Source organism: Nocardia sp. CA-145437 (assembly GCF_050956485.1).
Lineage (GTDB): Bacteria > Actinomycetota > Actinomycetes > Mycobacteriales > Mycobacteriaceae > Nocardia.
In genome coordinates this window covers 3,201,694-3,213,822 of the sequence record NZ_CP191204.1, presented here as the reverse complement: position 1 = coordinate 3,213,822, position 12,129 = coordinate 3,201,694, and the positions used below count along the sequence as shown (strand labels likewise).

12 protein-coding genes are annotated in these 12,129 nt (G+C 68.8%); 3 read left to right on the top strand and 9 right to left on the bottom strand.

Annotation, left to right across the window (positions count from 1 at the left end; all coding sequences use genetic code 11):
- The first annotated feature begins 6 nt into the window (after positions 1-6).
- On the top strand, positions 7-1,098 hold the full coding sequence (locus tag ACQPYY_RS14905) for an FAD-dependent oxidoreductase (protein ID WP_433594167.1): 1,092 nt from the start codon (positions 7-9) through the stop codon (positions 1,096-1,098).
- Here ACQPYY_RS14905 and ACQPYY_RS14900 read toward each other — a convergent pair.
- The 8 genes from ACQPYY_RS14900 to uvrC form a co-directional block, all read right to left on the bottom strand.
- Positions 1,067-1,495, bottom strand: a complete 429-nt coding sequence (locus tag ACQPYY_RS14900) for a nitroreductase/quinone reductase family protein (RefSeq protein WP_379097949.1) — start codon at positions 1,493-1,495, stop codon at positions 1,067-1,069. The genes ACQPYY_RS14905 and ACQPYY_RS14900 overlap by 32 nt on opposite strands.
- 56 nt (positions 1,496-1,551) lie before the next feature.
- On the bottom strand, positions 1,552-2,337 hold the full coding sequence (gene tpiA / locus ACQPYY_RS14895; RefSeq protein ID WP_357286240.1) for a triose-phosphate isomerase: 786 nt from the start codon (positions 2,335-2,337) through the stop codon (positions 1,552-1,554).
- A gap of 3 nt (positions 2,338-2,340) precedes the next feature.
- Positions 2,341-3,552: a phosphoglycerate kinase gene (locus ACQPYY_RS14890; RefSeq protein ID WP_379097944.1), complete on the bottom strand. Its 1,212-nt coding sequence runs from the start codon at positions 3,550-3,552 to the stop codon at positions 2,341-2,343.
- A 6-nt stretch (positions 3,553-3,558) separates the two neighbouring features.
- Complete coding sequence (gap, locus tag ACQPYY_RS14885) at positions 3,559-4,578, bottom strand: type I glyceraldehyde-3-phosphate dehydrogenase (protein ID WP_357083207.1); 1,020 nt, start codon at positions 4,576-4,578, stop codon at positions 3,559-3,561.
- A 213-nt stretch (positions 4,579-4,791) separates the two neighbouring features.
- Complete coding sequence (gene whiA, locus ACQPYY_RS14880; RefSeq protein WP_120736392.1) at positions 4,792-5,775, bottom strand: DNA-binding protein WhiA; 984 nt, start codon at positions 5,773-5,775, stop codon at positions 4,792-4,794.
- The gene (locus ACQPYY_RS14875; protein ID WP_379097938.1) at positions 5,766-6,824 is read right to left on the bottom strand and encodes a gluconeogenesis factor YvcK family protein; all 1,059 of its coding nucleotides are present in this window, start codon (positions 6,822-6,824) and stop codon (positions 5,766-5,768) included. The genes whiA and ACQPYY_RS14875 overlap by 10 nt, the downstream gene beginning before the upstream one ends.
- Positions 6,821-7,828 (bottom strand): RNase adapter RapZ, encoded by a 1,008-nt coding sequence (gene rapZ / locus ACQPYY_RS14870; RefSeq protein ID WP_379097935.1) that lies wholly within the window; start codon positions 7,826-7,828, stop codon positions 6,821-6,823. Before rapZ ends, ACQPYY_RS14875 begins: the two co-directional genes overlap by 4 nt.
- A gap of 199 nt (positions 7,829-8,027) precedes the next feature.
- On the bottom strand, positions 8,028-10,025 hold the full coding sequence (uvrC, locus tag ACQPYY_RS14865) for an excinuclease ABC subunit UvrC (protein WP_379097932.1): 1,998 nt from the start codon (positions 10,023-10,025) through the stop codon (positions 8,028-8,030).
- Between the two features lie 120 nt (positions 10,026-10,145).
- On the opposite strand from uvrC, the gene ACQPYY_RS14860 reads away from it, so the two are divergent.
- Positions 10,146-10,358 (top strand): hypothetical protein, encoded by a 213-nt coding sequence (locus ACQPYY_RS14860; RefSeq protein ID WP_433594166.1) that lies wholly within the window; start codon positions 10,146-10,148, stop codon positions 10,356-10,358.
- A 118-nt stretch (positions 10,359-10,476) separates the two neighbouring features.
- Entirely contained in the window at positions 10,477-10,824 is a 348-nt protein-coding gene (locus ACQPYY_RS14855; protein WP_357286222.1) for a hypothetical protein, read from the top strand.
- 30 nt (positions 10,825-10,854) lie between these two features.
- On the opposite strand, the gene ACQPYY_RS14850 is transcribed toward ACQPYY_RS14855, so the two are convergent.
- Positions 10,855-12,090, bottom strand: coding sequence for a winged helix-turn-helix domain-containing protein (locus ACQPYY_RS14850; protein WP_433594165.1), 1,236 nt, complete (start codon positions 12,088-12,090; stop codon positions 10,855-10,857).
- Positions 12,091-12,129 lie beyond the last annotated feature (39 nt).

Below are 12,129 nucleotides of genomic sequence, written 5' to 3'. Positions count from 1 at the left end.
GTTCGAATGGCCACCGTCATCGGCGCGGGCATCGCGGGCTCGGCCCTGGCAGGCGCACTCGCGCGCCGCGGCGCAGAAGTGACGCTCTACGAGCGGTCCGCGCGCACCGACGCCGGGGCGTTCCTCTTCATCGACGGCCGCGGCCACGATGCCCTCACCGGCCTCGGCGTGAACACCGACGCGCTGATGGCCGCGTCGTACCCGCTGACCGGCGGACTCTCCTACGCCGACAGCGCGGGCCGGCACGGCACCTCCCCCAGCCGCGGCCACCGATTCTGGTTGCGCCACAATCTGATGCGCGTCCTGCACGGCTTCGTCGAGTCGTCCGGCGCGCGAACGCACTACGGCCTGGCGGTAACCCGGTCGGCACTCACCGATGACGTCACCGATGGCCTACTGATCGGAGCCGACGGCATCGATTCGGTAGTCCGGTCCCACATCGAACCCACTCGCGTCCCCGTCTACACCGGCGACAACGTCGTGTACGGCATGACCACCGAGCCGGTCGAACTCCCCACTTCCCCCGCCACGTTGCACTTCTTCGCCGAAACAGATTCCACCGGTAGGGTTTTCAGCACGCTCGGCCATCTCTGGCGGCCGGGTGATTCGGCGGCCCTGTGGTTCGTCCGCATCGTGGCGCCACCCCTGCCCGACCGCGGTGCCGCGTCCGGCGTCAGGCCCGTATCCGAATGGGCCGATCGCATCCGCGCCGCGTGTCCCTCCAACCTCGCGCTCGTGGATACGTTCCTGGGCGCCACCGCGTCGGTCCACGTCAGCAATGCCCGCACGATCCCCCTCGAAGACGCAGCATCGCCCTGTGAACGGATCCTGCTGATCGGCGACGCCGACCACGCCATCACCCCCGCCGCCGGAGTGGGCGCCCGCGACGCGCTCGAAGACGCCTACGCCGTCCACCGGGCCCTCATCTCGGGCGCATCCCCCGCCGACGCGATGACCGCCCGTCGTCACCGCATCCTCACCGATCGGGCCGCAGCCCTGCGCGCCCGGCCGTCCGCGAGCCGAGCCCCGGCCTCATCCGAGGCCGGGCCCGACCGGTCCACCGACCTCAGACGCGACGCAGCGCCAGCACCGGAATAGCCCGGATTCCGGCCGTTTTCTCCGCGTACTCCGCGAATCCCGGATACCGCCGGGCCTGCTCGGCGTAGATCCGGTCGCGGTCCGCGCCCTTCACCTCGGTGACGACGACCGGGAAGGTCTCGGTGCCGATCTCGGCCTGAGCCTTCCCAGCGGTGGTGAGGTTGTAGTACCAGTCCGGGTTGGTCGGCGCGCCCGCCTTGGAGGCGAAGACGTAGACGACCGCCGGGTCCTGCTCATCGGCCATGTACATGGTGGGCGTGACCAGCTCACGACCGGTCTTGCGGCCGCGGTGATGCACCAGGATCATCGGCGCGCCCTCGAACGGCCCGCCCACCCGGCCCGCATTGGCCCGGAACTCGTTGATGATGTTCGTATTCCAGTCGCTCATACCGGTCATTCTGCCGACAAGGGCCGGGCATCCGTGGGATGCCCGGCCCTGTGCGACGGAAACCGTTACGGCAGCGGACCGCCGGCGGCGATGGCCGAGAGGGTGGCGAACTCGTCACCCTTCAGCGACGCGCCGCCCACCAGGGCGCCGTCGATATCGGCCTGACCGACCAGTTCGCCGACGTTCTTGGCGTTGACCGAACCGCCGTAGAGCACGCGGACGCCCGCGGCCACTTCGGGATTCGCCAGTTCGGCGAGCTCCTTGCGGATGGCGCCGCAGACTTCCTGCGCGTCGGCCGGGGTGGCGACCTTGCCGGTGCCGATGGCCCAGACCGGCTCGTAGGCGACGACGACCTTGGAGATCTCCTCCGCCGTCAGGCCCTTGAGCGAACCGCGCAGCTGCTCGAGGTTGTACTCCACGTGGGTCTTGCTCTCGCGGACGCCCAGGCCCTCACCGATGCAGACGATCGGGGTGATGCCGTACTTCAGCGCCTGCTTGGCCTTGGCCAGCACGGTGGCGTCGTCCTCGTTGTGGTACTGACGCCGCTCCGAGTGGCCCACCACGACGAAGCTGCAACCCAGCTTCGCGAGCATGGACCCGCTGATCTCGCCGGTGTAGGCGCCCTCGTCGTGGGTGGAGACGTCCTGGGCACCGTAGGTGATCAGCAGACGGTCACCCTCGACCAGCGTCTGCACGCTGCGCAGGTCCACGAACGGCGGAACCACCGTGACGTCGACCTTGTCGAAGTACTTCTCCGGCAACGCGAACGCGATCTTCTGCACCAGAGCGATGGCCTCGAGGTGGTTGAGGTTCATCTTCCAGTTGCCGGCGATCAAAGGCTTACGTGCCATGGCTCAGTCCTCCAGAACCGCGAGACCGGGGAGTTCCTTGCCCTCCAGGTATTCCAGCGACGCGCCGCCACCGGTGGAGATGTGCGAGAAACCGTCATCGGGCAGACCCAGGGTGCGCACCGCCGCGGCGGAGTCGCCACCGCCGACGACCGTGAACGCGCCCTTCGAGGTGGCCGTGGCGATCGCCTCGGCGACACCGCGAGTACCGGCCGAGAACTTCTCGAACTCGAACACGCCCATCGGGCCGTTCCAGAACACCGTCTTGGCCTCGGTCAGCAGCGCGCCGAAGCGAGCGGCCGAGTCGGGGCCGATGTCCAGACCCATCCAGCCGTCCGGAATCTCGTGGGCGGGCACCGTCTTCGACTCCGCGTCCGCGGCGAACTTGTCGGCCACCACGATGTCCACCGGCAGGTGGATGACGTCGGCGTACTTGTCGAGCAGGCCCTTGCAGGTGTCGATCATCTCTTCCTGCAGCAGCGAGGTGCCCACCGAAAGGCCCTGTGCGGCAAGGAAGGTGAAGCACATGCCGCCACCGATGACCAGCGTGTCGACCTTCGGCGCGAGCGCCTCGATGACCGCCAGCTTGTCGGAGACCTTGGAGCCGCCGAGCACGACCGCGTACGGGCGGGCCGGGTCCTCGGTGAGCTTCTTCAGCACCTCGGTCTCGGCCGCGACCAGGTTGCCCGCGTAGTGCGGGAGCAGCTTGGCCACGTCGTAGACCGACGCCTGCTTGCGGTGCACCACACCGAAGCCGTCGGACACGAAAGCGCCGTCGTCGCCGACCAGTTCGACCAGGGCGTTGGCGAGCTTGGTGCGCTCGGCATCGTCCTTGCTGGTCTCACGCGCGTCGAAACGGATGTTCTCGAGCAGCATGACATCACCGTCGGTGAGGCCCTCGGAACGGGCGAGCGCGTCCTGGCCCACCACGTCACCGGCCAGCTGGACATTGCGGCCCAGCTCCTCGGCCAGTCGCGCGGCGACCGGGGCGAGGGAGAACTTCGGGTCCGGCTCGCCCTTGGGGCGGCCCAGATGCGCGGTCACCACGACCTTGGCGCCGGCCTCGGCCAGCGCCTTGATGGTCGGCGCGGACGCGATGATGCGGCCCGGGTCGGTGATGACGCCGTTGTCGAGCGGCACGTTCAGGTCCGAGCGCACCAGCACGCCGCGGCCCTCGACGCCCTCGTTCAGCAGATCCTGGAGAGTCTTGATCGTCATCGGCGCTTAGAGGGACTTGCCGACGAGGCCGACGAGGTCGGCGAGACGGTTGGAGTAGCCCCACTCGTTGTCGTACCACGAGGCGACCTTGACCTGGTTGTCGATGACCTGGGTCAGCGGCGCGTCGTAGATGGAGGAGTGCGGGTCGGTCACGATGTCGGAGGAGACGATCGGGTCGACGTTGTACTTCAGGATGCCCTTCATCGGGCCGTCCGCGGCGGCCTTCATGGCGGCATTGATCTCCTCGACCGAGGCGGCGCGCGCCAGGTCGACGGTCAGGTCGGTGAGCGAACCGGTCGGAACCGGCACGCGCAGCGCGTAACCGTTGAGCTTGCCGAGCAGCTCGGGCAGCACCAGGCCGATGGCCTTGGCGGCGCCGGTGCCGGTGGGCACGATGTTCAGCGCGGCGGCGCGGGCGCGACGCAGATCCGAGTGCGGGCCGTCCTGCAGGTTCTGGTCCTGGGTGTAGGCGTGCACGGTGGTCATCAGACCACGCTCGATGCCGAAGGAGTCGTTGAGCACCTTGGCGATCGGGCCCAGGCAGTTGGTGGTGCAGGACGCGTTCGAGATGATGTTCTGCGAACCGTCGTACTTGTCGTCGTTGACGCCCATCACGATGGTGATGTCCTCGCCCTTGGCGGGCGCGGAGATGATGACCTTCTTGGCGCCGGCGGCCAGGTGGCCCTTGGCCTTGGTGGCGTCGGTGAAGATACCGGTGGATTCGACGACCACGTCGACACCGAGGTCGCCCCACGGCAGGGCGGCGGGGCCCTCCTTGATGGCCAGCGCGGTGATGCGCTGGTCGCCGACGACGATGGTCTCGTCGCCGTCCAGGGAAACGTCCTGCGGCAGGCGGCCCAGAATCGAGTCGTACTTCAGCAGGGTCGCCAGCGACTTGTTGTCGGTCAGGTCATTGACCGCCACGATCTCGATGTCGGTGGTGCCGAGGGCCTTCTGCGCCTCGACGGCTCGGAAGAAGTTGCGCCCGATACGGCCGAAGCCGTTGATACCTACCCGGACAGTCACGTTTTCGCTCCTCAGCTTTGCGGATCGTTTCCGTTGCGGTGCTAACCCTAGCCCTGTAACAGAAACATCACGGACACACCCCCGCCACGGTGAACATACGAAAACGATCATTTTCGCCACAGACGACCGGAAGCGTCGCGACCAGGGGGTTGCGACGCTTCCGGACGGAATCACCGTGCGGTTCCGCTCAGTGTAAGCGGCACCGCGGCCGTTTCAGGCCTCTTCGAGCAGCTCTGCGGTGACCGCACTTTCGGTGTCGGGCACACCGAGTTCCTTGGCGCGCCGGTCCGCCATCGACAGCAGCCGCCGGATCCGGCCCGCCACAGCGTCTTTCGTCATGGGCGGATCGGCCAGCTGCCCCAGCTCCTCCAGGGAGGCCTGGCGGTGCAGCACGCGCAGCTTGCCGGCGGCGGCCAAGTGGTCGGGCACATCGTCGCTCAGGATCTCGAGCGCGCGCTCCACCCGGGCCGCGGCCGCGACCGCCGCACGGGCCGACCGACGCAGGTTCGCGTCGTCGAAATTGGCCAGCCGGTTCGCGGTCGCCCGGACCTCGCGGCGCATGCGCCGCTCCTCCCAGGTGAGCCGCGTGTCCTGCGCACCCATGCGGGTGAGCAGGGCGCCGATGGCCTCACCGTCGCGCACCACGACGCGATCGGTGCCGCGCACCTCGCGCGCCTTGGCCGAGATGCCCATGCGCCGGGCCGCGCCGACGAGCGCGAGCGCCGCCTCCGGCCCGGGGCAGCTCACCTCGAGCGCCGAGGACCGGCCCGGCTCGGTGAGCGAGCCGTGCGCGAGAAACGCCCCGCGCCAAGCCGCTTCGGCGTCACCGATGCTGCCGCCCACGACCTGCGCGGGCAGACCCCGGACCGGCCTGCCGCGCACGTCGAGCAAACCGGTCTGGCGCGCCAGCGCCTCGCCTTCCTTGGAAACTCGCACTACATACCGGGAGGTTTTCCGGAGCCCTCCGGCGCCGAGAACATGCACATCCGAGCCATATCCGTACAGCTCGAAGATCTCTCGACGCAGCCGACGCGCTATGGAACCCATATCCACTTCGGCTTCGACGATCACCCGACCGCCGACGATGTGCAATCCACCGGCGAACCGCAGTAGCGCGGACAATTCCGCTTTGCGCGAGCTCACCTGTGATACAGAGAGCCGGCTCAGCTCGTCCTTCACTTCCGCTGTCATCGCCACGAGACGCGCTCCTTTCCACCCAACCCGGACCGCACACGTTGGCCCATATGCCGTCCTTCGACTCGAAGCCCTGCTGATTCCGGCCGAGGTTGCCGGATCACCTGATCCAGTGCGGCGGCAAGCTTTCCGGGGTGGTGCCGGTCCGTCCCCGCCTCGGCGACATCAGCGAAGGTTACTCGCGCACGCAGCTGTTCGGCAGCTCTTGCCAGATGTTCGCGTTCCCTACCCTCGGGTACGGAACCTGAGTCCACCACAACATGGTCGACTGTGAAATCCGGTGCGTGCTGGGACAATACATGCAGGTGCCGTTCCGCGGAGAATCCGGCCGTTTCGCCCGGTTCGGCAGCGAGGTTGAGCACCAGCACTTTCCGCGCCCGCGTATGCAGGAGCGCTTCGTGCAAATCCGGCACCAGCACGTGCGGAATGACGCTCGTGAACCAGCTCCCGGGGCCCAGCACCACCACGTCCGCGTGCTCGATCGCCGAGGTCGCCTCGGGGCAGGCGGGCGGATCCGAGGGAATCAGCCGCACCCGGCGCACCTTGCCCGGCGTGGTCGCCACCGCCACCTGACCGCGGATGCAGCGACTCACCCGCGGATCGCCTTCCAGCCCAGAGACATCCGCCTCGATGGTCAGCGCGATCGGCGACATGGGTAGCACTCTTCCGGTGACCCGCAGAATCTTTCCGGCCTCGTCCAGGGCCGCGACGGGGTCGCCCAGCTCCTCGGTCAAGCCCGCCAGAATCAGATTGCCGACCGAATGCCCGGCCAGCGCGCCGGTGCCGCCGAAGCGGTGTTGCAAAGTTCGCGCCCAGTGCCCGTCGGCCTCTTCGGCCAAGGCCACCAATGCCATTCGCAGATCGCCCGGCGGCAGCATGCCCAGTTCGGCGCGCAAGCGTCCCGAAGAGCCGCCGTCGTCGGCGACGGTGACCACCGCGGTGATCTTGCGCGTGAGCCGCCGCACGGCGGTCAGCGTCGCGTACAGCCCGTGCCCACCGCCGAGCGCCACGAAGGCGGGATTGGCGGTGCGGCCGGAAGTGCTCTCACTCATTCCCGCCCCAGATCTCGGTGGACCACGCGCACCACATCTCCAGGTAGTTCGGCACCCGAATCGCTCTCCGCCGCACGGCCCGCCAGCGCGTCGCCCAGCGCCTCCGCTATCGCCACACTGCGGTGTTTACCGCCGGTGCAGCCCACTGCCACGGTCATGTATCGCTTCCCCTCTTGGCGGTAGCCCTCGGTCGTCAGGTCGACGAGATGGTGCGCGGTGCTCAGGTAGTCCTGTGCGCCCGGGCGCGACAACACATACTCGCTGACCGGGGCGTCCTGCCCGGTTTTTTCGCGGAGTTCGGGAATCCAATGCGGATTCGGCAGGAAACGCAAATCGAACACCATGTCGGCGTCGAGCGGCACTCCGTACTTGAACCCGAACGATTGCACGGTCAACTGCAATACGGTGGCGGCGTCACCGCCGTAGACCTCCTCGAGCTTGCGGTGCAACTGGTGGATCGACAGCGCGGTGGTGTCGATGACGACGTCCGCGGCGGTCTTCACCGGGTCGAGGCGGCGACGTTCGGCCGCAATGCCGGCGGTCAGGGTGCCGTCGGCGCTCTCGCTCTGGAGCGGGTGGCGGCGGCGCGCGAAGCCGAAGCGGCGGATCAGCACGTCGTCGGAGGCCTCGAGGAACAGGATGCGGGTGCGCACGCCCGCGGACCGCAGCTGTTCGACCACCGCGGACAGATTCCCCGTGAAGAAGCGGTTGCGCACATCCATGACCAGCGCGAGTTTGCGGATCGGTGGTTCCGCGGAGCGGCCCAGATCGACCATGCGGCCGATCAGTTCGGGCGGCAGATTGTCGGCGACGTAGTACCCCAGGTCCTCGAGCACCTTGCCCGCGGTGCCGCGGCCGGCGCCGGACAGGCCGGTCACGATGACCACCTCGACCGGAGCGGGTTCGGAACCGGGCCGCCCCTTGCGGGGATTCGGCTGGGACTCGCCTGATTCGGTTGCCGGGCTGTTCTCGGCAGTAGCTGTGCTGTCTTCGACGCGCGTCATGTCCTACCGGTTCGTGTCTGGAGTTCCCTCGATCATCCTGCACCGACGCCCGCGAACCCGGCAGGCGAGCGACGGGAGCGCAACACAGCTGTGATTTCCGCTCCCGACCAGCACACACGGCGTGTCGCAAATTTCCCGTTCGGCGTGTCGCACTCTACCCGGTGGGTCCCCGTCCGACGCGCCGCGAAACGCCGACGCTCTACTGCTGACGCAACGCGTCCAGGACCGCCCTGGCCGTCGCCACGCCGATGCCCGGGACCTCGGTGATCTGCTCCACCGTAGCCTCCTTGAGCTTGGCGACCGATCCGAAATGCGTCACCAGCGCCGTCTTGCGAGTCGACCCCAGGCCCGGCACCGAATCCAGCGCCGACGCCGTCATCCGCCGCGACCGTTTGGAGCGGTGGAAGGTGATGGCGAAGCGGTGCGCCTCGTCGCGCACCCGCTGCAGCAGGTACAGCGCCTCACTGGTGCGCGGCATGATCACCGGGTCCGGCTCGTTGGGCACCCACACCTCTTCCAGGCGCTTGGCCAGGCCGATCACCGCGACATCGGTGATGCCCAGCTCGTCGAGCACCTCCGCGGCCGCGTTCACCTGCGGCGCACCGCCGTCCACCACGTACAGGTTGGGCGGATAGGAGAAGCGGCGCGGCTTGCCGGTCTTCGGGTCGATGCCGGGCAGCCCGGGTTCGGTTGCCTCGGAATCGGATTCGAGCTCGGCGGCCTCGGCCGCGTCGAGCTCGCGGCGCAGCTTGCCGAAGCGACGCCGCGTCACCTCGGCGATGCTGCCGACGTCGTCGGAGCGGCCCTCCCCGGCGGCCTCCTTGATGGTGTAGTGCCGATACTCCGACTTGCGGGCCAGCCCGTCCTCGAACACCACCAGCGAGGCCACCACATCGGTGCCCTGTACGTGCGAGATGTCCACGCACTCGATGCGCAGCGGGGCGCTGTCCAGGTCCAGGGTGTCCTGGAGTTCCTGCAGCGCCGCCGACCGCGCGGTCAGGTCACCGGCGCGTTTGAGCTTGTGCTGGGCGAGGGCTTCCCGCGCATTGCGCTGCACCGTCTCGGCCAGGGCCTTCTTGTCCCCGCGCTGGGGCACCCGCAGCTGCACCGCCGACCCGCGCAGCCCCGACAGCCACTGCTGCACCTGCTCGTGATCGTTGGGCAGGGCCGGGACCAGCACTTCCCGCGGAACCACCGCACCCGGTTGCTCGTCACCGCTCTGCGCGGCGACCGCGGTCTGCTCGCCGTAGAACTGGGTCAGGAACTGTTCGACCAGCGCGGGCAGCTCACCCCCGGCCGCCGCCGCGTCGATGGCGTCGCCGGACTTGTCGACCACCCAGCCGCGCTGGCCGCGCACCCGCCCGTCGCGGACGTGGAAGATCTGGACCGCGGCCTCGAGCTCGTCGACCGCGAAGTCGATGACATCGGCGTCGGTGCCGGTGCCCAGCACCACCGCCTGTTTCTCGAGCGCGCGCTTGAGCGCCTGCACGTCGTCGCGCAGCCGGGCGGCGTTCTCGAAGTCGAGCTCGTCCGCGGCCTCGTGCATACGGCGTTCCAGCTGCTTGACCAGACGGTCGGTCTTGCCGGAGAGGAAGTCGCAGAAGTCGTCCACGATGTCGCGATGCTCGGCCGCGCTCACCCGGCCGATGCAGGGCGCGGAGCACTTGTCGATGTAGCCGAGCAGGCACGGCCGCCCGATCTGGCTGTGCCGCTTGAAGACTCCGGCCGAGCAGGTGCGCACCGGGAACACCCGCAGCAGCAGATCCAGGGTCTCGCGGATGGCCCAGGCGTGGGCGTACGGCCCGAAGTACCGCACCCCCTTCTTGCGCGCGCCGCGGTAGACGAAGACGCGGGGGTACTCCTCGTTCAGGCTGACCGCCAGCACCGGGTACGACTTGTCGTCGCGGTAGCGGACATTGAAGCGCGGATCGAATTCCTTGATCCAGTTGTATTCCAGCTGCAGCGCTTCCACCTCGGTGGACACCACGGTCCACTCGACGCCGGCGGCGGTGGTCACCATCTGTCTGGTGCGCGGATGCAGCCCGGCCACATCGGCGAAGTACGAGTTCAGCCGCTGGCGCAGGCTTTTCGCCTTGCCGACATAGATGACCTGGCCGAACTTGTCCCGGAACTTGTAGACGCCCGGTTCGACGGGGATGGTGCCCGGGGCGGGCCGGTAGGTCGCGGGATCTGCCACAGGTCCAGGTTAGTCAGTGCCTCCGACACCCCATCCGGGGCGCAGCCTCGGGCACCCCATCCGCGGCGCTCTCGGCGACGAAGTATGGACAAGATCATTCATCAGGAGAGGGAACCCCACATGAGCCGTCTGCGCACTCGCCGCCGCTCACTCGCCATCGTGGGAGCGGTTTGCCTGGCCGCGGCCGCCCTGATGGCGGTGTCCGTGCCCGCCACGGCCGAGTCCGCCGACGCGTCGATCCTGGTGTCCGGGGAGCTCGCCGGGTACCGGGCGCCCACCCTGTTCTGTGGTGGGGCGGTGCTGAATCCCCCGGCCGACCTGCAGGCGGCCTGATCGAGCGCGCCACGCCGGAACATCGATCTCCGCGAGTTTCGACGGTGCGGAGGGTCTCGCGGGTCAGTATGGACGAACCGTTTCGCTTGATCTGTCCGTACACGAGGGAGCCTGATCGATGACGAACCATCACCATCTCCACCCGCGCCGCCGGTCGCTGGCGATCGGGTCCGCACTCGGCATCGGCGCGGCGGGCCTGATCGCGGTGGCGGCTCCGGCCGCACACGCCGATTCGCCCTGCCGTATCGACCGGACACTCGATACCGCCACCTTCACCTGCCCCGCGGACACCTGGTACGCCGCGGTGGTGCAGTGCCTCGGGGCACGGCAGGTCGGTAACGGCTACCAGTCCCCCACCTACATCGTGGGCGACTCACCGCGGCCGCTCATCCCCATGACCATCGAGTGCAGGGGCGAGGGCAAGAACGGCATCGTGCTCAACGCCTGGACCGACGGCCCGTTCTGAACCATCGGTCATCCGGGCGCGCCTGGAGCGCTAGGCGATCTCGCGCCGCAAACACGGTGCGAGATCGCCCTTTTCGCCCACTTCCACGGTGTCCAGTTCCAGCCAGTCCGCCATCTCCCGCAGTGCACGGCCCAGCGCCCCGGCGATCCGGGCGTGATCGCGTCCCGGTTCGGCGAACGCGCCCGGCACCAGCAGCCGCCCGCTCGCGCGCTCGGCGCGCAGGTCCACCCGCGCGACCAGTTCGCCGTCGAGCAGGAACGGGAAGACGTAATAGCCGTGCACCCGTTTGTGTTCCGGCGTGTAGATCTCGATGCGGTAGTGGAAGTCGAACAGCCGCTCGGTGCGATCGCGGAAGAAGATCAGCGGATCGAAGGGGCACAACAGGGCCGCGCCGGTGACCCGGCGGGGCGCGCGGGCCTCGGTGTGCAGGTAGGCGGGCTTGTCCCAGCCCTGCACGGTGACCTGCTCCAATTCCCCGCTGTCGAGCAGATCGGCGATGGCGGGCTCGGTCTGGCGGCGGGTGAGCCGGTAGTAGTCGCGCAAGTCGGTCTCGGTGCCCACGCCGTGCGCCCGGGCCGCGCGCCGCACCAGCTCGCGGATCGCGTCCGCCTCGTCCGGTTCGCGGGAAACCACGTCGGCGGGTAGGACGCCGGCCGCGAGGTCGTAGTGCCGCTGGAAGCCGACCCGGCGGGGCACGGTCAGCTCCCCGGCCGCGAACAACGCCTCGCACACCACCTTGGTGTCGCTGTAGTTCCAGCCCCAATTGTCCTTGGCCCGTGGCCGATCCAGCTCCAGGTGCCGTTCGATCTCCCCCGCGGTGCTCGGTCCGTACTCCTTGACGACGCCGAGCACATCGTCGGCCAGACCCGGATTGCGTTCCAGCACTTGCCGCATCCCGTTCCAGCGCCCGTGCCGGTACTGCACCATGCGCCAGCGCATCAGCGGCCAGTCCTGGACGGGGATCAGCGCCGCCTCGTGCGCCCAGTATTCGATCAGCTGCCGCGGCTTGCGCGCGCTGTGCCCCCACGCGGCCTCGTCGAGCAGGGTCCGGTCGTAGGCCCCGATACGGCTGAACACCGGCGCGTAGTGCGCCCGCACCACCGCCGACACCGAGTCCAGCTGGAGCAGCCGGGTGCTGTCGAGGACCTTCATGACCGTGCGCCGGGTGGGCGGTGCGCTGGGTCGCGCGGACCCGAACCCCTGGGCCGCGAGTGCGATGCGGCGCGCCGCCGCGAGTGACAGGGATCCGGTCGGCGATGTCGGCACACTCGAACCATGCCACGACCCACCGACAACCCGGCTCGA